A 23,766-nucleotide genomic window follows, 5' to 3' on the forward strand; every position below is an offset into this window, starting at 1 on the left:
GAAATTCAGACGGCCTTTTTGTTATCCATGTATTTTCCGCCATTCGGTTTTTGCCTGCTGTTCGCGTTGGTCTAGCCAGTCGGCGATGGCGGAAAGACTGACGAATTGGCTGCTTTTTTGACTGTTGTCCGTATTGATGACCGGCCATGGGAGGGTTTGGGTTTTGGCGCGGCGGCGCGCGGTTTTTTCGTTTATGTGCGGTAACCAGTCGGCAGTGGCCTGTTCGAGGGTGATGTGGGTTTTGCCGTAGATGAGCATGAGCCGTTGGCGGGTAGGTAGGTTTTCCATTTTTAGTGTGCCTTGTGTTGTTGTCTTATTCTTTCTGCGTAGTCTTCCGCATCTGTTCGGGTGGTGAATTCTTTCAGAACTTTGGTGCTTCGTCGTCTGCCTGCGTTATTCTTTGTCCAGTGTTTTTTGTTATATTGGGGAGGTTGGTATTCGATTACCTGCCATTTGCCGTCGTGATGCCGGAAGCCTATATTGGGTTGGGTGTTAATTTGGGTATGCTGTATGCGGTCTGTCAGGGTCATTTTGTGTCTTTCGTGGTGCCGTCCGCCCACCGTTTGAATTTAATGCCGGTGGTGCGCTCGGTGATGATTTGAAGGATGATTAGTATCAGGGCAATGATGGGTGGCATTATTCTTCTTCTTGGAAGAGGATTTCTAGTATTTTTGTAATTCGGTTCTGTACCATTATTTCTACTGTCAACATGATGAGTGCAGCCATCAGTACGGCAATAATAATAATGGCGGTGGCGATGTTGATGATGTTTTCCATATTTACTCTCCGTAAACGATGCCGCGCATACGTTCTTCTGTGGTCATGCGTTCGTAGGTTTTTTCAAGTTGCAGGGTTGCGAAGTCGGCAGCGTCCTGTTGTTGGCGGATGAGGCGTTGGGCTTCGGTTTCTTGAGAAGGTTGAGGTGTGGTGCAGGCTGCAAGTATGGCAAGCACAACTGCTCCGATTGGGGCTTTCATTTCATACTCCGTCAGCAGGCTTTTTGCAGATCGTTTTGAGTTAGGGCTGTCAATGCTTGTTTGACTGCCGCCATGGGGGTTTTGTACTCGGGAACAAGTCCGACAATGAGTTCGCCGTCGGTGTTGATGATGTCGCAACCGTAGTGCTCTACGGGGTGGCCGTGGGCAGTGCGGGTAGTTTCGGCGGTTACGCGGATGTCGATGGAGTATTCTTCTGTGATGGTCATTTTGGGGTCTTTCGGGGTTAGGTTTTTGTGGAGGTCGTCTGAAGATTCACGCTTTCAGACGACCTTTTTTATTAAAGAGGGGGTGGTTAGGTTGCCGGTATCGCGGAATGACAATACCGAGGAGGTTATTTAATTTTGAGAATTTCCAAAGATTCCACGGCGGCGCGGGCTATTCCAAATTCGTTAAGTGCGGCAAAGCCTTCGGCTGGTATGGCGGATGCTCCGTAATTGATCTTTGGAATAAAATTTTCGTCCAGGGCGACGGCGGTTCTTGCGAGATTTAGCAAAGCGTCGAAATTTTCTTTAGGGATGGTGATGGTTTCCATGTCGTTACTCCATGTGGCTGTTGTTTGTTTCGATGGATGTAGTTTAGTAAACACTTAATTCATAGTCAAGTAAAAAGTTTATTGTTTGTTCAATAAATATTAAATTATCTGATTTTTAAGGGAATTTAATTTGCAAAAAAAAATGCCTAACGGGACTGGCGGTAGGCGGTTTTGGATGTCCAGGTGAAAGAAAACCGCCCAGTGGGCGGTTTTTCAAGGGGAGGGATTAGGCGGCGGTTTCGGGGTTGTCCCGTAAGTATTCAGCTTCTGCTACGTCATCCTCGAAATTCAACGATAGAGGAATTGCGCTGCCTTTTTTGTCGTTGCATACATCGACATCGGTTTTTAGCTGGAAGCAGTCGCCGACGATTTGCTGACGCCGCTGCGAAAATGCTTTATGAAAATGTTCTACGGGGACATTGGGGTCGTCCAAATCTGCCCACAATGTGAGCTGTTTGCCGTTAATGCTTTCTCTTACCGCGTGTTTGGCACGATAGCTGCGTCCTTTAGGGTCTGCACGCAGCTCTTCTCTGAAGTGGCGTGAAAATGTATTGGCGGCAAGCTGGATTTCATCGCGCATATTGGGTTGGTAAAGTTTGTTGTCCAATGCCCATCCTGCCAAATCATGCACATCTACTCTTCCGTCTTCAATGCCTTTGGCCTGTTTGTATTGTTCTACGATTTCTGCGATTCGTTTTTTTGTGGCGTTACTCATCATTACTCCTATTTGCAAAACCCCAGCCGTCATAGGTTGAGCCGTTTAAAATGAAATTCCGTACCGGAACAAGATGTTTGCGCAATTGCTGATATTTTCCTGTGCGGTTGTGAAGTTGCCCGACTACCAAGCCCGGGTGTATTTCATTGACACCTGCAAAGGCAATAATTTTCCTTTCGGAAAAAATATAGGCACCTACGCGGACAATATAGCTGTCAAGTTTGGCGGCGGGGACGCAAAAATCTGCCGCTGCTTTGTTTGCCAAATGTTCCGATTCGGGTAGCCCGTCGATCTGAATGCCGATGTCTTCATCAATGACAGCCTGGTTTTTGCCGTCTCCGTTTAGGATGTGTTCCAATTCATGCCGGAGGGTAAACCAGAAATTGTCTATGCGGTCGTAGCGCAAGGTCATGCCGATAACCGGCTTTTGATTGTCCAGCCAAAAACAGGCGGCATCCAGTTTGCTGTTGGGCAAGCTTTCGACAAAGATTAATCGGACGCCGCATGCAGACAGTATTTTGGGAACGTGGCGGACTTCTTCTGCCGAACGGAGCAGACCGGACAATTCGTCAATGGCTTTTTTTACAGCCGCATTGCTGAATTTTCCCGTTGTCAGTTGTTCGGCTGCCAACTGTCTGACTTTAAACAGCCATGCCAAGTTGGTAGTGCTGATTGTTTGTTGGTAAGCCGCGACATTTTGCTTGGCGCAAAATTGGAATTGCGGTGTTTGGTTGATTGTCTCGAGATTGAAGAAGTTTTTTACAGCACTTTCTAACTCTTCAAACGTTTTACCGGCAGTAATCCACCCGCGTCTGACCATCTCTTTAACCGGATAGTTTTGATAAAGTGCTGCCCTTAGCGGAATATCTTGATACTTGTCTGCTTCTAGCATCGAGAGTTGGAAGCGTGATTGAAGATTAAGCCATGTTTCAGCCGAAATACCCAGTGCTTGAGAGAGCTGCATGGCGGTATCGGGGGTAATACCCAGCTTTCCGGTAATAATCTGATTGATGGTTTTTGCCGGCCGCTGAATAATTTCCGCCAAGTCCGCCTGCGTCAGGTTGCGAGCTGCCAGTTCAGCCTTCAGGACTTGTCCTGCGTGTATCGGTTGGGCGGGTAGAATTTGAGTGTTCATTTTGGGTCTTGTGAATCAAGTTTGTGCAATACAATCTGCTTGTTTTCAATACTGATAATTAATTTATATTTTTGATTGACGGTTATGGAATGGAAGTCCGAACCATCGTTACACGGCAGTAAGTCCAAAAAGCGGGCTTGATGAAGATCAGATACGTTTTGGGCAGACAGCAGATAATTCACAATCAGCCTGTATGTGGCAGTCGCCTTTGTGCCTATCTGCCCGTCTTGAAAGAACGGATCAGTGAATAGCAGGTATAAGTAATCTGTTTCGAACTTCAACTGCATGTCAATATCTCTATTATATCAAATTTACACTTAGTGTAAATCTATAAATCCGTAGATTTAAGATTCTTAGATTAGGTTAGCCGCCCTAGATTCGGGCGGCCTTTTCTGCTACATCTCTTCGAGCTTCCACGCGCCTTTGATTTTGCCGCAGATTTTAAGCTGTTCAAGGTCGTGTTTCTCTACAGTTTCGGTTTCGTAGCGTTTGTTATCGCTTAGAATTTTGACGCCGCCGGTAACGGTACGTTGCAGGCGTTTGGCGCGCAGGCCGTCGGAAACATGAATCAGGTATACGCCGTCTTCCATCATTTCAGTAACGGCGGTGTCGACAAATATAACGTCGCCTTCATCAATAGTTCCTGCCATGCTGTCGCCGCGTGCGGTGATGATTTTGATGTGGGACAGGTTTCCGCCGAATTTGTCTTTTGCCCACAGGCGCGATACGTTGACGTAATCGACGACTTCCGCGGGCAAGTTTTCGATACCATTGCCGCATGCCGCTTCGATGTTGAGGCGTTCAAAGCGGATTTGTTGATCGTCATCTGAACCAATCGTACTGTTTGGCGTGGAATCCAAATAATATGGTCCCATGCCGTAGTCTTCTTCCAGTCGCCTGCTGACTTTTTCGCCAAAAGATGCTTTGCCGCTCATCAATTGGGACAAAAGGCTTTTGTCTTTTGTCGGTAGGGTTTTGTCTTCAAAGAATTTTTTTAAATTCTCAATCCGTATTTCTTTCAATTCTGACTTATTCATAGCTATCTCCCAGCAGTAATATTCATATTCTATTTAGTTTCTACTAAACAAACAAATAATAAATATATTTGCTTTTGTGTTTAATGACTGCTAAACTTGTTTAATGTTTGGAAATGGAGCAGATATGACTCACGCTGAATTTATTAAAACGCTTTCGACTAAGCGTGGAGCAAGGTCGGAATATGCCCAAAAGTTGGGTTTGTCTCTGTCGTTTTTGTGGCAAATCGAAAACCGAAGGGCGGTAACACCGAAGCGGTGCTACGAAAATGTAATTTTGCTTACTAATGGTCGGGTTTCTGTATCCGACCTGATTTCCGAAACGAGATCATAGCCTTGGTACGGATTTCTCATTTTTCCCCCCATTACTGATTAACGCGCAATCAGTGATTCAGCCTGCCCTCTCAAGGGGGGGCAGGCCTTTTTTACGCCTAAAAAATGTGCAGGACAACGGATATGGAAAACAAACTGGATTTTAAAACGGTTGCCGATGCGGCTTTGAATGCGGTGGACAACCTGCTTGCGGAATGGCTTCCGTCAGGCAAATATAAAGGGCATGAGTTCTTCGCTCTGAATCCGACGCGGGCGGATAAGCATCTTGGCAGTTTTGCGGTCAATACGCATTCGGGCGCGTGGGCGGATTATGCGACGAACGATGCAGGCGGCGATTTGGTCAGCCTCTATGCCTATCTTTTCTGCAACGGACGGCAGGGGGACGCGCTAAAAGCGGTCGCCGAGCGTCTGCGCATCGGCAATTTCGGAGCGGTCGAAAGGAAGGAATGGGACGGCGAGCCGAAAACGGGCAAGTCGAAACGAGAAAGCTGGCAGCCTATTGCGCCGTTTGATGAAGGCCGTCTGAAATATCTGGAAGGCAGTCAGGTTTACCGTCTTTGTAAAAATGAGCGGGCGGAAGGCTTGCGGGCAGTGTACCGCGATACGGACGGCAAGCCGCTTTGCGTTGTGCAGCGCTTTATCGACCAGGACGGCGGGAAATCCGATTTGCCGTTTGCGTGGGCGAAAAACAGCGAGGGTGTAGAGAAGTGGACAAGCCGCCGCCTTAAGGATCCACAGCCGCTGTTCGGGCTGGATGCTTTGGCGGAAAGACCTGATACGCCTGTTTTGATTGTCGAGGGCGAAAAGTGCAAGCTGGCGGCAGAGGCGTATTTTGATTTGAAGGGCTGGGTTGCCGTGTCTTGGCTGGGCGGTTGCAACGGCTGGAAAAAGGCTGATTGGTCGCCGCTTGCCGGGCGCAATGTGCTGATTTGGCCTGACTGCGATTCCCAGCGGGAAAAGCTGTCGAAGAAGGATGAGGCGGCGGGTGTGAAGCCGTCGGATATGCCGTATCTGCCGTGGCGCGGACAGCCCGGCATGAAGGCGGCGCTGGGGATTGCCAAAGTTCTCAAGGAGTCGGGCTGTACGGTCAAAATCGTGAATATTCCGAATCCGGGCGTGTGGCCGTCGGGCTACGATATTGCAGACGTGATTTCGGATACCGAGCCGCTGACGACGGTGCGTGAAATGATGGCGGATACGCTGGTTTTCCCGTTTTCAGACGACATTGACGGGCAGCCTTTCCCGCGCCTATCCGATAAGGAGCGTGCGGCGCAAAATGCGCCCACGGCAACGAAAGGGGGCGGCGGGGACGGTGATGATGCGGAATACGACGGAGAAAATCCGCGTTTGGCGGAATTGTTGAAAAATTACGCGCAAATCGGGTTGAAAGAGAAGGTTTTGAACTTGGAAACAGGGGAATCTTTCAGCCGAAGCCAGTTGGAAAAAGTGTTTTCGCGTCCTGCCGTGCTGACTTGGTTTCATCTGCACGATAGAAACAAGCTATCGGAGCTTGAGGCGGGGATTTTAATCAAACAGAAAAAATTGGAGGCGATGGCGGATGTCAGCCCCGTTTTTAAAAACGCGCTTGCCCGCTATATCTACCTGGACGGGACGACGGACGCCTACGACAGGCAGTTGGAAGCCATCGTGTCGCTGGCGGCGGTCAAGGCTGCCGTGCCTGAAGAATTTGACGACTGGAGCAAGTCGCCCGCTCGCCTCGTCTGTCCGATGAGTAATTATGTGTTTGAGCCGGATATGCCGCAAGGTGTGGTGTATAAAAACGAGAAATTAAGCCATATCAATGCGTTCAAGGGCTTGCCGAAAAAGGCCGAAGCGCCTGAAAAGCCGTTCGCGCCGGAAACGCCGCTGGCTGAATTGGAAAAACATTTTCCGAAATGTGCAAACATTATCGGGCTGGTACGGCATTTGTGTTCGGGCAACGGCAATTTGAGCGAGGCTTGCACGGAATGGGTTCTAAACTGGCTTGCCTGCCGTTTCAGACGACCAGCCGAAAAGCCTGCTACGGCATTGGTGTTTATCTCCGAAACGCAGGGAGTGGGCAAATCGACGTTTGGCGAGAAGGTCGTCAAAGAGCTTTTCGGCGAGTATCTGCGCCAACTCGACCAAAACGCGCTGGAATCACGCTTCAATGCGTCGCTGTTGTTTGCACTGGTTACGATATTCGAGGAAATCAGTCCGTCGGACGAGCGGCTGAATGTCATCGGCAAACTGAAAAACATGATTACGTCGGATGTGATTATGGTGGAGCGCAAAGGGCGCGATGCGGAAAAACACAACGACTTCAATTCTTTTATCATTTTTTCGAACGACGAGCGGTCTATCCCCATCGAAAGCAACGACAGGCGGTTTATGGTCTTGTCGTGCAACCGCAAGTATTCGGACGCGCAATACGAGGCATTGCAGACGGAAATCGACAACGGCGGAGTGGACGAATTCGCGCGGTTTCTCTATGCACTGCCGCTGATGTATTCGGACGGTGATACGCGGCGGGTGTTTACGCCGCATACCAAACCGCTGACGACAGAAATCAAACGGCGGATGATCAACCTGAACAAGCCTTCTTGGGAAGCGTTTCTGGACGACTGGTGGCGCGGCGATTTGGGCTTGCCTTTCATCTCCTGCGCGGCAGGCGATTTGTGGTCGGCATACAAGAAATGGTGCATAGATACCAAGACTTTCCATATGCAGCAGAAGAATTTTTATGCAAATATGGCAAAACGCTTGGCGGATTTGCGAAGCACGGTTACAATCCACGGACAGCCGAAAAAAGTACGGTTTTTCGCCATACCGCATTCGTGGCTGTCGCCCGACAATCAGGAGAAGTTTCCGCCGCCGAATACCGACAAGACAGAACGTGGTTCTGACGGGTCGGTTTCCAAGGCAGATTATTACGGCAGGCAGATAGAAGCATTTGCCCTTGCCTCGGATTCTGACCGGTTTTAGGCGTTTGGACGGGGTTGGACACCGTTTGGACGGGGTAAGAGTCGGAAAAAATCCCTTTAAAAACATCGTTTAGACCGTTTGGACGGTTTGGACAGGGTAGTTATCCCATACGCGCGAAGATATACATTATCTTCGCGCTTTTATTTTTTCTTTTTTATACACCTTGTCATATTTTGTTTTTATTTTTTTCTTCTTATACGCGGATTTTTATAAAAAAGTATGTCCAAACGGTCTAAACGATGATTTTAAAGGGAAAAAAGGTGTTTTAAAAGTTGTCCTACCCCGTCCAGCCCTGTCTAAACTTTGATTTTTAAGGTTTTTTTAAATTTCCTGCTTAATTGCCGATAAAAAAGCCGTCTGGAACATTGTTCAGACGGCATGGGCAGGCGTTGCGTGGGTCAGGCAAGGCGGATTTCAAGCTGTTTGCCCAGTTGCGCCAAAGCGCGGACGACTGTATCGATTTTGGTTGCATGGTGCAAGCCGGTAATCCGCTGAACCTCTTGCGGCGTGGTTTCCAGACGTCTTGCCAGTTCAGATTTGCTGACATCCTGCGCCAGCATTTCATTGAGCAGCAATACTTTCGAGTAGACGGACAAGGGCAGTGCGACCAAGCGTTCGCCTTCTTCGGGGGTGGACGGCAAGGGTGCGGGGCGTTGGTCTTCAAAATAGAAATCCATTGCGGACTGCAACACGTCTTCCGCCATTTCGACCGCTTCGGTCATGTCGTCGCCCTGCGTAATGGCTTCGGGAATATCGCGGAAGGTAACGACATAGCCGCCTTCTTCGGCGGGGGTAAATTTTGCGGGATAGTACATACTTCACCTTTCTGCAAGCCCTTGCGGGCTTGCCCTTATTTCAAACCGAGCTGTTTTTTGATTCCTTCGACCAAGCCCGTTTTCAGCTCTTTGGACGGGTGGCGGGGCAGATGCGACTGCTTGCCCTTGTAATACAGCTTGATGTGCCGGGTGCCGTCTTTGGTTTCAACGCCTTGTGCCATCAGCCATTTTAAAAATTCGCTCTGCTTCATCTCATCGCCTGCTCCTGTTGTTCGGATAGGTGTATTATAAACAAAAATGTTTAAATAGCAAGTATTTTTTTAAACATTTTTGTGTAAATATACGCAGGGGCGGGGCAAATAAACGGGTCGTCTGAAGCCCGATTCGTCGGGCTTTTTTCATGCCGTCTGAAAATTCCCCTTGACTGCGCGGCGGCTTTTAGTTAAAGTTCGGTTCGTGGCGTAAGAACCACCAACAAGCGGCTATCGCACCGTTAAGGCGATATTTTGTTTCATAGGTTTCTATTCTGGTTGTTTGTTTCGATACCCCAAATAACCAATGTTTCTTATGGACGCGTGGGCGACGAATACAAGACCCGTTTTCGGGGAATAAGTCCGCCCATCTTGTTGAGGGTTCTTAACCGCGCGTCCGCCCAATTCGGGCATTTAAGAAACTTCAACAAGGAAATCATCATGAACCAAGTTCAAAACATTCAATTTCACGGTCAAACCGTTCCCGTTTTTACCCAAAACAACACCCACTATGTCGCGATGAAACCGATTGTCGAGAACATCGGCTTAGATTGGGAATCTCAACGGAAAAAAATCCAACGCAACGAAATTTTGAAATCAGCCACCGTCATGATGACGGTACCTGCCGCCGACGGCAAACCATATGAAACCAACTGCCTGCCTATCAGCTATCTCAACGGCTGGCTGTTTGGTGTGGACGCGAACCGTGTGAAACCGGAAATCCGCGAACGGCTGCTGACTTATCAGCGTGAATGCTTCGATGTCCTGAACGCGCATTTCAACCGCCCGCGCGAACAGCTTACCGTCCCCGCGATTCCCGATCCGTTCCGCATCAAAGAGGAGGATGCGCGCCATGAGATGCAGAAAATATTCTTCACCATCGAGTCTGCGCTGCATGATAACGGTGTGATGCACCCGGATACGTTCCGCGATTACAGCCACGGGAAAACGGGCAAGCGGGTCATCAGTCTGAACTTCTGGAAAATGTCGTTGGTCATCCGCCGTATCATTGAGGATATTCCGAAAATGGTTATCGACCGCAGCCCTGAAGTGCGCCGCCTGATTGATGAGGCGCGATATGATTTGAACTGCGATGCACTGCCCGCGCCGGAAGAAAATCAGTCTGCTGCTCCTAAGAAGCCTGCCGATTCAAGCGATGCCCAATGCAGAAAACGCGAGATTGCGGAAAGCCACAAATCCGCTATCGCCCGCCTGCTGACATACGACGGCGATACGTCGGAAATCGGGCTGGCGGAATGCGCGGCGGCAAACGAAATCATCAACCTGTCCAGGGTAGTCAGCGACGCCTACGAAAACTTTATGTTCTCCAATGAAAACCAAAATTTGACGGACGAGGATTTCAAATGTGCGATGCTTGAATTGGCGCGCCTGAAAAATACGGTGATGGAGCTGTCCTGCTGCTGATTTTTGCTGTCTGATTATGCCGTCTGATGGGTTTCAGACAGCATTTTTTGTTATAATATGCGCTTAAAAATTAAAGCCCTGCGGACTCCGACGGGGCTAGGGATGGTCGGTGCGCGAAGAAATCGACTGATAAATGACTATTGATGATTTGCTTGCCCGTTGGGGCTTTTGGCGTTCGGTTCGGGATGATAACGGACTGGGTTATGCATCCAGTGCGGCAAACCGTGCAATGGCAGGCGATGCGAATACGGGCGGAACGCGTCCGTTGCTGCCTTATGGGGTGGACGCGGATTCGGTGTTTTCTGCGGTGGACAGGGTGGTGATGGGTTTGCCGCGCTTCCATCAAGAGGTGCTTAAGGTACAGTATTCGGGCGGATTCGCTACCCGTAGTGCGAAAGTCAAGGAGTGCGGGTGCAGCGGGGCTTCGTTCTACCGCTATCTTTCGGACGCTGAAGCTATGCTGGCTGTGCGTTTGAGGGACGGTGAGGTGGGCAGGCTGTTAAACGGCCGTTAAAAAAGGCTTGCAATCTTGAGACTGGAATGTTTAAATTATGGAAAACTGCGGTTTCGTGCGTTCAGGTGCGATGCCGCGTTTTTTTTCAGGGCGACGCTTTATGTGTCGTCCTGTGTGTTGAAACGTTGAATCCTTATCTGTTATTAAAGGTCGTCTGAATTTCAGACGACCTTTCTTTTTGGAGATGTCATGCCGGCAATTCGTGTCGATGTCAGCAAAATGGTCGCACGCTTGGATGATGTCCAACGCCGACAAGTCCCGTTTGCCGCTAAAAATGCGGTGAATAAACTTGCTGCACAGGCAATCGGCAATCTGCAAGATGAAATGAGGGATTCGTTCTTCAACCCGAAGCCGTGGACGTTGAACAGTCTGTTTGTCAGACAGTATGCGACCAAGGAGGAATTGACCGCCGTGGTCGATTTCAAGGACGGTGCAAAGGATAGAAGCGCAGGCAAATATCTGACGGCGCAAATTTATGGTGGAAGCCGTCGGGCGAAAGGTATCGAGGCGTTTCTGGTTTCGCGGGGATTGATGCCCGCGGGGTATCGGATTGTGCCGTCAGATGCGGTAAGGCTTGACCGTTTCGGCAATATCACGCTGGCTGCGTTTCGGGCAATGGTGCGCGGATTGAACGACGGTACGCATTTCGCCCTGCTTAAACGACGCGGCAAACTGTCTCCGGGAATTTATAAACGACAAAAAAGAAAAGTAAAAGCCTTGGTTGTGTATGTGTCAGCGGCACAGTATGAAAAACGTCTCCGGTATTTTGAGGTTGCTGAACAAGCTGTCGTCAGTAATCAGCAAGCAGTCTTTGCCGAAGAACTTGAAAAAGCATTCGCCACAGCCCGATAAGGTACTTCCTGGACTTTCAGCCACGCGGGTAATTCGAGCCGCGATTTCTGTTAAGCGACAGGTTGTCTTAGCTTCCTTCCTTTGGAGTCATGTATTGTGATAGTAAATAAAAAAGAACTTGCCGAAATTATCGGCATATCCGAACGGTCGCTGACTGAATGGCAAAAAGAAGGATTGCCTGTTGCCAGTTATGCCGACAACCGTGGTCAGGCAAATGAATACGATACCGTTGCGGTTATCCGCTGGATGTTTCAGCGGGAGCTGGAACGGCTGAACAAGGAAAAGCCGCGCGATCGGCTGGATAGGGTGAAGGCTGAATTGGCTGAACTAGAGCGGGACGAAAAATTAGGACAGCTTGCGCCGGCCGAGATGTTTGAGCGCGCATGGGGCGACCATGTTTTAGCGGCGCGGACGGAATTTTTAACGATGCCCGAGCAGTTGGCGGCTGAACTGACGGCGACGTCGGGCGTGGAAATAGACCCTGATACCATTGCGGCGTACATCAACAGGGCGTTGGAAAAATTATCGAATTACGGAGCAGAAAACGATGGAGATGACAGCCGCAACCATGCAGGCGCGGATGGCTGAAACAGTGGCGCGGGTGTTGCGGCAGGCGTGCCGGAAATGGGCACCGCCGCGCAAGATTAAAACCCGCGACTGGGCGAACAAGTACCGCTATCTTTCCAGCATAGAGGCCGCCCGACCGGGCAAATACGTTTTGGACGTAACACCGTATCTGGCATGGGAAAACAGCCCGCTTGATGCGCTGGACGACCCGTCCGTGCAAGTGGTTGTTTGCCAGAAATCGGCGCAAGTGGCGTGGACTTCGGGTGTGCTGGGTAACTTTTTGGGCAAATCCATCGATGCCGAACCCAGTCCGATATTGGTTCTGTTCCCGAAAGAGGGGGCGGCTAAAGAGTACATGGACGAAAAATTCGTTCCGATGGTCGAAGCGACGCCCGCCTTGCGCGAGAAAGTCGATACCCGTATCCGCGCACAAGGGCAGCGGCAGTTATTCAAAAAATTCCCCGGCGGTTTTCTGAAGCTGGTGGGCAGTAACAGCCCCGCCAGTGTGAAATCGTCGCCGGTGCCGATTGTGTGTGTGGAAGAGCCGGACGACTGTAACCTGAACCTGCGGGGTCAGGGCGACAGTATCAAGCTGGCGAAGGAGCGAACCAAAACCTACCGCCGCCCGAAAATCGTATTAGGCGGCACGCCGACTATTGCGGGCGTCTCGACAATCGCCGCCGAAATGGAGTTGTCGGATAAGCGTGTCGGCATGGTGCCGTGCCACGAATGCGGCGAAGCCCATGTGTTGAGCTTCGATTACCTTTCCTGCGACGAAGACCCGAACGGCAACCATCCCGTTTTCGGCAAAAAGCTGCCGGAAACGGCGCATTACACCTGTCCGAACTGCGGCGCGGTGTGGAACGACATGCAGAAAAACCGTAATGTGCGTCGCGGTTGGTGGCAGGCGACCGCGCCTTTTCACGGCACGGCAGGTTTTTACCTGAACGAGCTATACAGCCCGTTCCCCGGCAGTGTGTTTTCCGAACTGATGAAAAAATGGTTGACCGCGCAATACGAAGCGGACAACGGCGATATATCGCCGATGATTGCCTTCGTCAATTCGTCCATCGGAATCCCGTTCGAAATGACCAATGACGGCGTGAAGGAAGACGACCTGGCAGAACGCGGCGAAGACTACGCCGAAAACACCGTTCCGCGCGGCGGTCTGATTCTGACTATGGGCGTGGACGTGCAACATGACCGGCTGGCCGTCATCATCCGCGCATGGGGGCGCGGCGAGGAAAGCTGGCTGGTTTGGTGGGGCGAAATCCACGGCAACACGGTGGACGTCAAATCCGACGTGTGGCGCAAACTGGCCGAGATGATTTTTCAGACGGCCTACAAACACGAAACCGGCGCGGGAATGAAAATCGCGGCGGTATCGATAGACAGTTCGGACGGCAATACCTCCGACGCGGTGTATCACTTTGTGCGCGGCTGCCGCGGCGTGAAAGCGGTGAATGTGATGGCGGTCAAGGGCAGCACCAACCCCGATAAAGAGATTTTCAGTCGGGCGCGGGCGATTGACTTGAAGCACAAAAACACCAAGGCCGACAAATTCGGCGTGCAGGTGTACAGCGTCGGCGTATCGCGGGCGAAAGACTTGCTGATAGACGAGCACGCTCGAATCAATCTGGAAGGAAGCGGGGCAGGGCGGATGCACTTTTACAAAGATGTCCGCGCCGATTACTGCGGCCAGTTGTTGAGCGAAGTCAAAGTACCCAGCCGCATGAACAAGCACAAAAAGGTTTGGCAGAAGAAAGTCGGCGTACGAAACGAGGCGTTGGACTGCGAAGTCTATGCCCTGCATGCCGCCCGCTCGGTCGGCACGCATACCATGTCGGCGGCAAAATGGGCGTTATACGAAAACGCGCTGTTGCAGTCGGAATTGTTTGCCGAACCAAAACCCGTCGAAAAGGTGCAGGAAAAAACGAAGGCGGACAGCGGCAGCGGTTTTGCGGCAACCAGACGCCGTAAGGGCGGTAACTTTGTTACCAATTATTGATTCAGGCCGTCTGAATAGATGGCTGTCCAGCCGGTTAAGCGTCAACCGGACGTCAGAAAACGCTTTTCTGCTACATTTCAGATTAGGGCTTGATACGACGTTGCCCGAAGTTAGAGGGTGCGGCCAAGGTTTGCGGCCGCCTTTTAAGTGCAAACCAAGAAAAAGGCCGTCTGAACAGCAGATTTCAGACGGCCTTTATACGGCTATAACCATGAATGAAAAAGAACAGGTTCTATCACACATTCGGACGCATCCGGGTTGCACATCGACCGGTGTTGCCAATGAGGTGTATGGAAAGCAGAAGTGGAGCGGCTGGATTTTTGCCCGCCGCGATATTGATACGCTGATTGAGGAAGGCTTGGTGGAAGAGCGTTTTGAGCAAGGCGTCAGTAAATTTTATGCAAAAGAGGCCGTCTGAAAATGAACGGTAATGAGTATGCGGTAGAGCTTGAAGAAGCGCGAGAAATTCTGAACAGCCTTCGAAAAGCCTACAAGGAACATGCGGCAGGCAGGGGCATGACCAAGCGGTACAAAATCAAAGACCGCGAAATGGAATTTTCCAGCCTTGCCGATTTGTTGAAGCAGATACGGTTCTGGCAGCAGGAAATCAAGCGGCTGGAAGCGGCGGCGGGTATTTCTCCGCGCCGTTCAGGCCGTATCATCACGCGATTTTAGGATGAGCTATGGCAAAACAATCAAATGCCGCGCCGCAAAAGCGCGGTTTTTTTGCGCGTTTGTTCGGCGGGCGGGAAGCCGCACCGAAAACAGCCCGCCGCAACTTTGCCGGAGCGCGTCCGGTCGGGTCGCTGGCTTCGTGGCAGCCGCAAAACTGGTCGGCGGACGCTTTGGCGCGGTCAGACCTTGACCGCCTGCGCGCCCGCGCCCGCAGCCTTGCTCGCGACAACGACTACATGCGCAAGTTTTTGAACATGGTCGAAAGTAACGTTATCGGGCGCGACGGTTTTGCCCTGCAAATGCGTGTTTTGCTGGATAACGCCGACAAGCCCGATGCCTTGGCGAACAAAGCCATCGAAGCAGCGTTTTCCCGCTGGGCGCGGCGCGGGGTGTGCGACGTTACCGGCCAGATGTCTTTTACCGACCTGCAACGGCTGCTGATTCGCAGCGTGGCGCGGGACGGCGAAGTGCTGATTCGTCATATTTCAGGGTTTGATAATGATTACGGCTATGCGTTGCAGATGCTGGATATTGACCGTTTGGATACGGGATACAACGTTCCGCAGCAAAACGGGCGCACCGCCGTGCGCATGGGTGTCGAGTTAAACAGCTATTCCCGTCCTGTGGCGTACTGGTTGCGTACGGCGCATCCGGGCGAATCATACGGACAGACGAATACGGGCAATTTACGCGAACGGGTGCCGGCGGAGCAAATCAGCCATATTTTCCTGCACGACCGCCCAGAGCAGCGGCGCGGCTTTCCGTGGGTGGCTTCGGCCATCATCGGTCTGCAAAACCTGTCGGGCTATCAGGAAGCGGCCATTATCGCCGCCCGTGTCGGCGCATCGAAAATGGGCTTTTTCAAACAGACGGAAGACGCCGACAACTTCATGCCGCCGATTGACGGGCAAGAGGTCGATAACGGGCGCGGCAGCATCGATTTAATCGATTCGGTCGAGCCGGGCACATTTCACGAACTGCCGCAGGGTTACGACTTTACGCCGTTCGACCCGGATTACCCGCACGCCAATTACGACGCATTCGTTAAAGCCAGCCTGCGCGGTATCGCCAGCGGTTTGAACGTGGCTTATCACAGTTTGGCGAACGACCTTGAGGGCGTGAACTTTTCCAGTATCCGCAGCGGGACGCTGGAGGAACGCGACACATGGATGACGTTGCAAAACTGGTTTGCCGAAGCGTTCTTGTATGACGTATTCGACCGCTGGATTGAGGCGGCGTTGCTAATGGGCGCAATCAAGATGCCGTCCGGCAAATCGCTGCCTGCCGGCAAGCTGGACAAGTTCAAGGCCTGCAACTGGCAGGGGCGCCGCTGGTCGTGGGTTGACCCGCTGAAAGATATTAATGCGCATAAAGAGGCGGTGGCGCTGACGGTCAAATCCCGCCGCGATATTTGCGCGGAAATGGGTTTGGATTTTGAAGATGTTATTACCCAAATCGAACAGGAAAACCAGATGTTGGCAGGAAAAGGAATCATTGTCGACGTAAAACCGGCCGCATCGGCGGCAGAACCGGAATCGGAGGATAGCCCGAATGAAGAAAATGAAGCCTGATAAGGCGCAAATGCAGCAAATGAGCCGCTTTGCCGTATTTCAGCGCGAAAGTGTTGATGTTGAAAAACGGACGGTCGAAGTGGCGTTTTCCAGCGAAGAGCCGGTAGAACGCTGGTTCGGCGAAGAAGTATTAAGTCATGCGGCGGGTGCCGTTGACTTGAGCCGTCTGAACGACGGTGGCGCGGTGCTGTTCAATCATGGCTGGAGCGACCAAATCGGCGTCATCGAACGTGCTTGGATTGATGCCGACAAGCGCGGCCGTGCCTTGGTACGTTTTGGCAACGGTGCGAAAGCGGCGGAAAAATTCCAAGACGTGCAAGACGGCATCCTACGCCATATCAGCGTCGGCTACCGCGTGGAAGACATGGTATTGGACAATCCCGATGCAGACGATGAGGACTACCGTTACATCGTTACCCGCTGGATGCCGTATGAAATCAGCTTTGTAACCGTTCCGGCCGACCCGACAGTTGGTGTCGGCAGATCGGCGGAACCATTTATTGAAAACCCTGTAAACCCAACCCCTGAAAAAGGAAATCGAAACATGGATAAAAATCAAATTCCCGCTGCGGTGGAAACTCCCGCTGCTGCAATCCCTGCCATCGCAGCAACCGATACCAACAACACTGCCGAACGCGGTATGCAGAATGAACGCGCCCGCGTTTCCGAACTGTTGGCCATTGGTCGCAGTTACGCCGCCCACGGCGGTATCGAAGCCGTCGAAAAGGTTATTAAAGAGGGTGGCAGTGAAGCCCAATTACGCGCCGCTATCATGGCAAACATGCAGACGAAGCCGACCGTTACCGCCGGTGAAATCGGCATGACGGATAAGGAACAGCGTGAATTTTCCCTTCTGCGCGCCATGTCTGCCGCCGCAACCGGCAAATGGGACAAAGCGGGCTTGGAACGCGAAGTGTCGGAAGAGTTGGAAAAACGACATGGTCGCGCAGCGGCAGGCTTCTTTGTACCGACTGATTTGATTGCCCGCGCTTACAGCAAAGGCAATGCGGCAAACGGCGGCAACGTCATCGAAAACGACTTCCGCGAAGACTTGTTCATCGAACTGCTGCGCAACCGACTTGCCGTTGCCCAGTTGGGCGCCACCGTACTGGACGGCTTGGTCGGCGACATCACCATTCCGAAACACCTGACCGGAAACACCGTTCAATGGGTGGATGAAAACGGCAGTGCGACCGAATCGAACGCCACTTTCGGACAAATGAGCCTGAAACCGAAAACCGTTACCGCCAATACCGAATTGAGCCGCAAATTCATTTTGCAATCCTCGCTGTCTGCCGAACAGTTCGCCCGCAGCGAATTGTTGAAAGCGATGATGCTGGGTATCGACTTGGCGGCCATCAACGGCAAAGGTACCGGCAACGAACCGACCGGCATCCTGAACACTGCCGGCATCGGCGCGGTGGAAATCGGTGCGAACGGCGGTGCGCCCGAATGGAAGCATATCGTCGCTTTGGAAAGTGCCATTGCCGCCGCCAATGCCGACATCGGCGATTTGGCCTACATCACCAATGCCCGCGTGCGCGGTTTGCTGAAAACCAAGCTGAAGGCCGACGGCGTGTCCGGCTACATCTGGCAGGACGGCGCAACGCCGTTGAACGGCTACCGTTGCGCGGTATCAAACCAAATTCCGTCCAACCTGACCAAAGGCACGGCGGCCAACAAATGCAGCCCGCTGATTTTTGGTAACTGGTCTGATCTGATGATTGCGCACTGGGGCGTTTTGGATGTGATTGTTGATCCGTACACCAAGTCTACTGCGGGCGCGGTACGCATCACCACGTTGCAAGATGTGGATATTGCCGTCCGTCATGTCGAATCCTTTGCAGCCATTAAAGACATCGTGGCTGCTTGATTGTGAAACCCAAGGTCGTCTGCATTTCAGACGACCTTATTGATTGAGGTATTAAAAATGGCAAAAATCAAAATTATCCCGACCCGTAGTTTTTTCGATGGTGAACAGACGTTTGCCGCAGGGAAAAAATATTCGGTGGACGAATCTGCGGCGGCTGTCTATATCCGCGAAGGTTGGGCGGTAGAAGCGCCTGCCAAAGAGGCCGAATCCCCTGTTGCCGATGGCGGCGAAGCTGAAGATAGCGGTAACGCATCCGGTGAGGGCGGTGAGGACGGCAGTGTTTAACGAGCCGCTGAACGTGTTTACCAATCCTGCTGATTTCGGTGAAACCGTGATGATTGGCGGTAAAGAGGTAAACGCGATATTTGACCGTGAATTTATGACGGATAGCGGGTTTGGTGTTGCCGTTGCCAATGCCGACCCGCAAATCATCGTTACTGAAGACGACCTGCCGGAAGACGTGAAGTCGGTGGTTGTTACCGTGCGCGGCAAACGTTATGCGGTGGCGGAAACCGATTTTGACGGTTGCGGAATGGTTGTTGTGCAATTGAGGGCGATACATGACAAGCCGACTTACTGAAATCCGCAATGCGGCGACAGATGTGCTGAAAACGAAGTTCCAGCGCGTGTATTCCGGGCGTGGTTTCGCGCCTGCGCAATCGCAGTTGCCGTGTGTTGTGGTGTACGTTGACAGTCGCCGAACAGAACAGGAAACGTTTGATTTTCCGCCTACCTACCGGCATACGGTGCGGCTGGTTACGTTGGTTTGCGTGCAGGCTGCTTCCGGTGCGGACGAACTGGCGGAAGAGATGCTGTCTTTGATTGGGCAGTTGTTTGCCGAACATTCCGATTTGGGTGTTGGTGATTTGGAAAATCTGGTGCCTGATTTGCTGAATATCGATTCCGACGAAAGCGGCGAAGCCGTTACCGTCTATTATCAGCAAGGATGGCAGGCAATTTATTTTGATACGGCAGTCTGATTTCAGATTGCCTTTAATTTGGAGTTAAAGTATGGCAGTGAAATTACCGAACGGTGCGACCGTTCACATTGCGACCGCTTTGGCGGCGGAGAAAAAAGCTACGGTGGCAACTAATGCTGCCGAATGCGTCCTGACGGTAGCAGGACACGGGTTTGCCAACGGCGATTTGGTTTTGTTTAAAAGCGGCTGGGGAAAGTTGAATGAACGCGTTTTCCAGATTGGCGATGTCAAAACCGATACATTCAAGCTGACCGGCATTGATACTTCCAATGCAGATGAGTTTCCGGCAGGCAGCGGTATTGGTGCTGTTCAGAAAATTACCGATTGGGTGCAAGTTTCGCAAATTGTAGAATTTTCGACCAGTGGCGGCGAGCAGCAATATGTAGATTTTGGTTTTCTGGAGGACGATTTTGACCAGCAAATCCCGTCCACGAAATCAGCTATGTCAATGTCGATTAAGATCGCTGACGATACTTCGTTGCCCGGCTACAAGGCGGCTGCAAAATGCAGCGATAAAGGCGGCAAGTGGCCTTTGAAAGTGGTTTTGAAAGGTGGTGGGCTGATTTGCTATAACGGTTATCCCAGCATGAATAAAACCCCCGAATTGGTTCGTAACCAAGTAATGGCTGTAACGTTGTCCTACGCCATTTCCGGCGAAGTAAACCGTTATTGATTTTATCGGCATATCAAGGTTGTCCGAGTTGCTCGGGCAACCTTATTTATTTGGAGTATTGAAATGGCAAAACTTACTTTGAAGCCTGATGCAACTTTCCGACATACCGTGAAAATCCCTGTTCCCGGTGCAGAGCCTGCGGACGTCGAATTTGAATTTAAGGCGCGCGGCCGCAAGGCGATGAAAGAATTTACCGAAAAGCATAAAGACGGCTGGACGGCAGATACCGTCTTGGATTGTGTTCAAGGCTGGGATTTGGAAGAAGCATTCGACCGGCAGAATGTCGAAATCCTGCTGGATAGCTATCCGATGGCGGTGTTTGCCGTCGTCAACGGCTATGTTGAGGAAGTCTTCAATGCCCGCGAGGGAAACTGATTGCCGCCGCGCGTGCGCTTTATGAGAAGCAGCCTGACGCGGCGGAATTGAATGTATTCGGATTTTCGGCGGACGATTTTTCAGAAGAGGAGACCACTTTTGGCGTATGGCCGTGCAACTGGCAGGCGGTGCAACTGTTTATTGCAGTATCGACGCAGTGGCGTATCGGAATGTCGGGTGCGACGGGGTTGGATTATTCCGCCGTCGCAGCGGTTATGGAATGCGGCAATATCAAGCCGAAGAAACGGAAAACACTGTTGGAGAAAGTCCGCATGATGGAGCTTGAAGTGTTGTCAATGTGGGCAGGCGAACATGAATAACGAAACCAAGATTTATATTACCGCCGAAACAGGCGGTGTCGTCAGCGGCGTAGAAAAGGCAAAACAGTCCATTAAGTCTTTGGGGGACGTGGCATCTTCCCAGGGGCGGCGTATTTCTGACGGATTGGTACATAGTGGCGACGGCGCAGAGAAATCGTCGACGGTAGTGTCGGCGGCATCGAAGCGGACGGAACGGTCTTTGGCTTCTCTGGAGAATGCCATCCGCCGCGATATAGCCGTTAAGATTGCAGGCGGTAAGGCAAACCGAGAGTATTACGAAGAGCTTGCGCGCCAGCGCGGTATCGATATTGCACGGCTTAATCCGCTACTGTCCCAATTGGACAGGCATAATACGCAGACCAATCGCGCTACACAGTCTGTCAAGCAGTTCAATAACGCATTGCGGCAAACCCCGGCACAAATTACCGACATCGTTACCCAGCTTGCAGGCGGGCAAAGCCCGTTTCTGATCATGATGCAACAGGGTGGGCAGTTGCGTGATATGTATGGCGGCTTCGGCGGTATGCTTAAGGGGCTGGCCACGGTCATTTCCCCTATGCGCCTTGCTGTTGCGGGGTTGGGCGGCGGCATTGCGGCATTGGGTTATGCGATGTATCAGGGTGCAGAGGAATCGCGCGAATACCGTAAAGCCTTGATACTTGCCGGAGATGCAGCAGGGATTACTGCAGACAGGATGCAGGAAATCGCTGTTTCGGTCGGGGCAGCGACGGGCGGCTATGCTGATGCGCGTGCTGCAATTACGGCCTTGGTCTCAAGCGGCAAGGTTGCAGCGGACAATTACGAACAGTTCGCCCGTAGTATTACCCTCCAGTCGCAGGCAACGGGACAAAGTATTGACGATTTGGTTGATAAATATACTGAAATCGCCAAAGACCCGCTGAAAGCCGTGGTGTCCCTATCAGCCACCTACCGAACAATGACTGCCGATGTTTACGAGCAGGTCAAGGCTTTGCAGGCACAAGGTCGGGAGCAGGACGCGGTTGCATTGGTGCAACGGAAATTTTCCGAAGAGTCGGAAGATATGGCAAAACGCGTACTGGGCAATCTTGGATTGATTGAGCGGGCGTGGAAAGATATTAAAGAAAGTGCGTCGGAGGCATGGGATGCTGTTAAATCCATAGGCCGGGACAAGACCAAGCTGGATGAAATCGCCGCGCTGGATTCGTTTATTTCCCAAATCGAAACCAACAAGAAACATCCGGTTACGCAATTGTTTTGGGGTGAAGAGGGCGAGCGTAAGTTGCAGGAAGCCTATGCGCGGCGTGCTCGGTTGCGTGCCGAAATCGACAAGGAGGCAGCCGCTGCTGAAGCTTTGCGGCAGAAACAGGAGCAGAACCAAAACCGAACCGAAGGTATAGCAGAGTTGGAGGCTGTTTCGGAACGTTATGCCACTCGAGAGCAGCAACGGCAACGCGAGCTGCTGAAAAACGACGAAGCACGGAAAAAGGCGTTAGACGGCATCACTGACGCGAAAAAGCGGCAAGAAATCATTAATAAGCACGCGGCAAATGCCAAGCTGATTAATGAAAGTTTTGCCGAGAAAAAACACGGCGGGCCTAAAAAAAACAAAATTGAGAAAGAGAAGTTTACTGTTAATCAAACCGTACTTAGTCAGGCAGCACGGTTTGATTATGGAGGTCTAGAAAAACGCTACGGATTACCTAGAAACCTGCTGGCTGCAGTGTCGATGCAGGAGTCGCGCGGAAATGTGAATGCGATTTCACCAGTTGGCGCGCGCGGTACGATGCAGTTTATGCCTGGTACGGCGAAGCAGTACGGTGTTGATGTTCGTAGTGTTGCATCTTCTGCTGATGGGGCGGCTCGTTATTTGCGGGATTTGCTGAAACGGTATGACAACAATATTGTCAAAGCGTTGACTGCTTATCATAGCGGCGAAGGGAATGTAGATAAAGGCCGTATCGGCCCTATCGGCAGAAAATACGCTCCTGAAGTAATGGCACGCATGAATTGGCTTAGTGGCGGTAAAGGTGAAATAAGTCATGATCCTCGCCGTGATTTCGTCGATATACCGTCTTCCGGCTACGAAAAATGGAGGGAGGATTTTAACCGCCGTCATGCCGAGGCCGAGGCGAAGAAGGCTTTGCAAATCTTGAATGCCAACCGTGCCGTAGGGGAGCAGTTGAAGCTGCTTGCCGACCCAACTTTCGGCGATTGGACGAAGGAGCAGCAGGCTGCTGCGCGGGCGCTTGCCGAACAGGTCGATGCGCAGGATAGTTTGACGGCTGCTTCCAAAAAATATTCCGACATAGTGAAGCAAATGACCGACGATTCGAAAGAAAAATTGGATGACAGGCTGTTTGAAATTTCGCTTATCGGCAAAACCCGTGAAGAAATCGAGAAACTGACGCTGGCGAGACTGTGGGACAGACAGATAGCGAAAGCCCGTGAAGAAGGTGCGCCGTTGGAAAGTATCGATTTATTGGAGCGCGGCAAGGCGGAAGGGATGAGCAATCTTTCTCAAATGCAGAAGGCGCGTGCAGACAGCGACAATGATTGGCGCGGCGGTATCGAGTCCGGCTTGAAAAGCTACATCGATTCATTCGGAACAATGAGGCAGGCGATGGAAAATGCCACCGTACAAACCTTCGACAAAATGGGGGATGCGCTGGCAGACTTTGTTGCCACAGGCAAACTTGATTTTCGAAGCCTGACTGTTTCCATTTTGCAGGATTTGTCAAAAATGCTGATTAAAATGGCGATTGTCAATGCAATGAAGTCGGCGTTGGGTTATGCCGACGGCGGTATTGTCGGCGGCGGGAGTACGCAGTTTGACGCGTTGTTTTCCGGCGGTGGTTATACTGGCTACGGCGGGAAGTATGAGCCTGCCGGCATTGTCCACAAGGGCGAAGTCGTATTTTCCCAGCGGGATGTACGTAATCACGGCGGCGTTGCGGCTGTTGAGCGGCTGCGGTTGAATGGTTATGCCGGCGGCGGCGCAGTAGGACTGCCGTCTGTTTTGACCGGAGTCCGTCCGGCCGGGGCTGGAGGCATGCAGGTCAACATCACTATAAATCGGGACGGTAGCACCGAATCGGATAGCAGTGCCGATACGGAGATGGCGAAGCATCTTGCCGCCGCCATACCGGGCATGGTGGAACAGTGGTATGTCAAGAATGTGTACCGTGAAAACGGTACTTACCATAAATAGGTCGT

28 protein-coding genes are annotated in these 23,766 nt (G+C 51.6%); 17 read left to right on the top strand and 11 right to left on the bottom strand.

Going from position 1 to position 23,766, the window contains the following annotated elements:
• Window positions 1-21: 21 nt before the first annotated feature.
• The 9 genes from ACMYUL_RS10780 to ACMYUL_RS10820 all read right to left on the bottom strand — a co-directional run bounded on the left by ACMYUL_RS10780 (window position 22) and on the right by ACMYUL_RS10820 (window position 4,417).
• Window positions 22-288 carry a pyocin activator PrtN family protein gene (locus ACMYUL_RS10780; RefSeq protein ID WP_415770484.1) on the bottom strand — a complete coding sequence of 89 codons (267 nt, stop codon included), beginning with the start codon at window positions 286-288 and terminating at the stop codon, window positions 22-24.
• A 2-nt stretch (window positions 289-290) separates the two neighbouring features.
• On the bottom strand, window positions 291-530 hold the full coding sequence (locus ACMYUL_RS10785) for a hypothetical protein (RefSeq protein WP_003757614.1): 240 nt from the start codon (window positions 528-530) through the stop codon (window positions 291-293).
• A gap of 106 nt (window positions 531-636) precedes the next feature.
• Complete coding sequence (locus tag ACMYUL_RS10790; RefSeq protein ID WP_003757615.1) at window positions 637-777, bottom strand: hypothetical protein; 141 nt, start codon at window positions 775-777, stop codon at window positions 637-639.
• A 2-nt stretch (window positions 778-779) separates the two neighbouring features.
• Window positions 780-977 carry a hypothetical protein gene (locus tag ACMYUL_RS10795; protein ID WP_049224627.1) on the bottom strand — a complete coding sequence of 66 codons (198 nt, stop codon included), beginning with the start codon at window positions 975-977 and terminating at the stop codon, window positions 780-782.
• Between the two features lie 11 nt (window positions 978-988).
• Window positions 989-1,204 (bottom strand): hypothetical protein, encoded by a 216-nt coding sequence (locus tag ACMYUL_RS10800; protein ID WP_070656654.1) that lies wholly within the window; start codon window positions 1,202-1,204, stop codon window positions 989-991.
• A gap of 125 nt (window positions 1,205-1,329) precedes the next feature.
• Window positions 1,330-1,530 carry a hypothetical protein gene (locus tag ACMYUL_RS10805; protein ID WP_070656653.1) on the bottom strand — a complete coding sequence of 67 codons (201 nt, stop codon included), beginning with the start codon at window positions 1,528-1,530 and terminating at the stop codon, window positions 1,330-1,332.
• Window positions 1,531-1,756: 226 nt separating this feature from the next.
• Window positions 1,757-2,245 carry a hypothetical protein gene (locus ACMYUL_RS10810; protein ID WP_070656652.1) on the bottom strand — a complete coding sequence of 163 codons (489 nt, stop codon included), beginning with the start codon at window positions 2,243-2,245 and terminating at the stop codon, window positions 1,757-1,759.
• Entirely contained in the window at window positions 2,238-3,380 is a 1,143-nt protein-coding gene (locus ACMYUL_RS10815; RefSeq protein WP_070656651.1) for a HigA family addiction module antitoxin, read from the bottom strand. The genes ACMYUL_RS10810 and ACMYUL_RS10815 overlap by 8 nt, the downstream gene beginning before the upstream one ends.
• A 395-nt stretch (window positions 3,381-3,775) precedes the next feature.
• Complete coding sequence (locus ACMYUL_RS10820) at window positions 3,776-4,417, bottom strand: helix-turn-helix transcriptional regulator (protein ID WP_070656649.1); 642 nt, start codon at window positions 4,415-4,417, stop codon at window positions 3,776-3,778.
• A 453-nt stretch (window positions 4,418-4,870) separates the two neighbouring features.
• On the opposite strand from ACMYUL_RS10820, the gene ACMYUL_RS10825 reads away from it, so the two are divergent.
• On the top strand, window positions 4,871-7,711 hold the full coding sequence (locus ACMYUL_RS10825) for a DUF5906 domain-containing protein (protein ID WP_415770489.1): 2,841 nt from the start codon (window positions 4,871-4,873) through the stop codon (window positions 7,709-7,711).
• A 398-nt stretch (window positions 7,712-8,109) separates the two neighbouring features.
• Here the strand turns inward: ACMYUL_RS10825 and ACMYUL_RS10830 are convergent, their stop codons facing one another.
• On the bottom strand, window positions 8,110-8,526 hold the full coding sequence (locus tag ACMYUL_RS10830; protein WP_415770491.1) for a type II toxin-antitoxin system HicB family antitoxin: 417 nt from the start codon (window positions 8,524-8,526) through the stop codon (window positions 8,110-8,112).
• Window positions 8,527-8,561: 35 nt separating this feature from the next.
• Window positions 8,562-8,738 (bottom strand): type II toxin-antitoxin system HicA family toxin, encoded by a 177-nt coding sequence (locus tag ACMYUL_RS10835; protein WP_009174526.1) that lies wholly within the window; start codon window positions 8,736-8,738, stop codon window positions 8,562-8,564.
• A 441-nt stretch (window positions 8,739-9,179) separates the two neighbouring features.
• On the opposite strand from ACMYUL_RS10835, the gene ACMYUL_RS10840 reads away from it, so the two are divergent.
• The 16 genes from ACMYUL_RS10840 (at window position 9,180) to ACMYUL_RS10915 (ending at window position 23,761) form a co-directional block, all read left to right on the top strand.
• Window positions 9,180-10,163 (top strand): phage antirepressor N-terminal domain-containing protein, encoded by a 984-nt coding sequence (locus ACMYUL_RS10840; RefSeq protein WP_415770493.1) that lies wholly within the window; start codon window positions 9,180-9,182, stop codon window positions 10,161-10,163.
• A gap of 133 nt (window positions 10,164-10,296) precedes the next feature.
• Window positions 10,297-10,677 carry a hypothetical protein gene (locus ACMYUL_RS10845; RefSeq protein ID WP_049224640.1) on the top strand — a complete coding sequence of 127 codons (381 nt, stop codon included), beginning with the start codon at window positions 10,297-10,299 and terminating at the stop codon, window positions 10,675-10,677.
• Between the two features lie 189 nt (window positions 10,678-10,866).
• The gene (locus tag ACMYUL_RS10850; RefSeq protein ID WP_415770495.1) at window positions 10,867-11,529 is read left to right on the top strand and encodes a hypothetical protein; all 663 of its coding nucleotides are present in this window, start codon (window positions 10,867-10,869) and stop codon (window positions 11,527-11,529) included.
• A gap of 96 nt (window positions 11,530-11,625) precedes the next feature.
• Window positions 11,626-12,117 (top strand): terminase small subunit, encoded by a 492-nt coding sequence (locus ACMYUL_RS10855; protein WP_415770497.1) that lies wholly within the window; start codon window positions 11,626-11,628, stop codon window positions 12,115-12,117.
• Window positions 12,077-14,104, top strand: coding sequence for a phage terminase large subunit family protein (locus tag ACMYUL_RS10860; protein ID WP_415770499.1), 2,028 nt, complete (start codon window positions 12,077-12,079; stop codon window positions 14,102-14,104). Before ACMYUL_RS10855 ends, ACMYUL_RS10860 begins: the two co-directional genes overlap by 41 nt.
• Before the next feature lie 211 nt (window positions 14,105-14,315).
• Window positions 14,316-14,522 carry a hypothetical protein gene (locus ACMYUL_RS10865; RefSeq protein WP_415770501.1) on the top strand — a complete coding sequence of 69 codons (207 nt, stop codon included), beginning with the start codon at window positions 14,316-14,318 and terminating at the stop codon, window positions 14,520-14,522.
• A 2-nt stretch (window positions 14,523-14,524) separates the two neighbouring features.
• Window positions 14,525-14,779 carry a hypothetical protein gene (locus tag ACMYUL_RS10870; RefSeq protein ID WP_070656639.1) on the top strand — a complete coding sequence of 85 codons (255 nt, stop codon included), beginning with the start codon at window positions 14,525-14,527 and terminating at the stop codon, window positions 14,777-14,779.
• 8 nt (window positions 14,780-14,787) lie between these two features.
• Entirely contained in the window at window positions 14,788-16,350 is a 1,563-nt protein-coding gene (locus tag ACMYUL_RS10875; RefSeq protein WP_415770503.1) for a phage portal protein, read from the top strand.
• Window positions 16,331-18,223, top strand: coding sequence for a phage major capsid protein (locus ACMYUL_RS10880; protein ID WP_415770505.1), 1,893 nt, complete (start codon window positions 16,331-16,333; stop codon window positions 18,221-18,223). The genes ACMYUL_RS10875 and ACMYUL_RS10880 overlap by 20 nt, the downstream gene beginning before the upstream one ends.
• 57 nt (window positions 18,224-18,280) lie before the next feature.
• The gene (locus ACMYUL_RS10885; RefSeq protein ID WP_049224990.1) at window positions 18,281-18,508 is read left to right on the top strand and encodes a hypothetical protein; all 228 of its coding nucleotides are present in this window, start codon (window positions 18,281-18,283) and stop codon (window positions 18,506-18,508) included.
• Window positions 18,501-18,803, top strand: a complete 303-nt coding sequence (locus ACMYUL_RS10890; RefSeq protein ID WP_415770507.1) for a hypothetical protein — start codon at window positions 18,501-18,503, stop codon at window positions 18,801-18,803. Before ACMYUL_RS10885 ends, ACMYUL_RS10890 begins: the two co-directional genes overlap by 8 nt.
• On the top strand, window positions 18,784-19,203 hold the full coding sequence (locus tag ACMYUL_RS10895; RefSeq protein ID WP_003757674.1) for a hypothetical protein: 420 nt from the start codon (window positions 18,784-18,786) through the stop codon (window positions 19,201-19,203). Before ACMYUL_RS10890 ends, ACMYUL_RS10895 begins: the two co-directional genes overlap by 20 nt.
• Before the next feature lie 31 nt (window positions 19,204-19,234).
• Window positions 19,235-19,876 carry a phage tail protein gene (locus ACMYUL_RS10900; RefSeq protein ID WP_003757676.1) on the top strand — a complete coding sequence of 214 codons (642 nt, stop codon included), beginning with the start codon at window positions 19,235-19,237 and terminating at the stop codon, window positions 19,874-19,876.
• A gap of 63 nt (window positions 19,877-19,939) precedes the next feature.
• Window positions 19,940-20,251, top strand: a complete 312-nt coding sequence (locus ACMYUL_RS10905; RefSeq protein WP_003757678.1) for a phage tail assembly chaperone — start codon at window positions 19,940-19,942, stop codon at window positions 20,249-20,251.
• 47 nt (window positions 20,252-20,298) lie between these two features.
• Window positions 20,299-20,571, top strand: coding sequence for a DUF1799 domain-containing protein (locus ACMYUL_RS10910; RefSeq protein ID WP_003757680.1), 273 nt, complete (start codon window positions 20,299-20,301; stop codon window positions 20,569-20,571).
• Complete coding sequence (locus ACMYUL_RS10915) at window positions 20,564-23,761, top strand: phage tail length tape measure family protein (RefSeq protein WP_415770510.1); 3,198 nt, start codon at window positions 20,564-20,566, stop codon at window positions 23,759-23,761. The genes ACMYUL_RS10910 and ACMYUL_RS10915 overlap by 8 nt, the downstream gene beginning before the upstream one ends.
• Window positions 23,762-23,766: the final 5 nt, after the last annotated feature.

Source organism: Neisseria sp. CP9 (assembly GCF_047758525.1).
Taxonomy (GTDB): Bacteria; Pseudomonadota; Gammaproteobacteria; order Burkholderiales; family Neisseriaceae; genus Neisseria.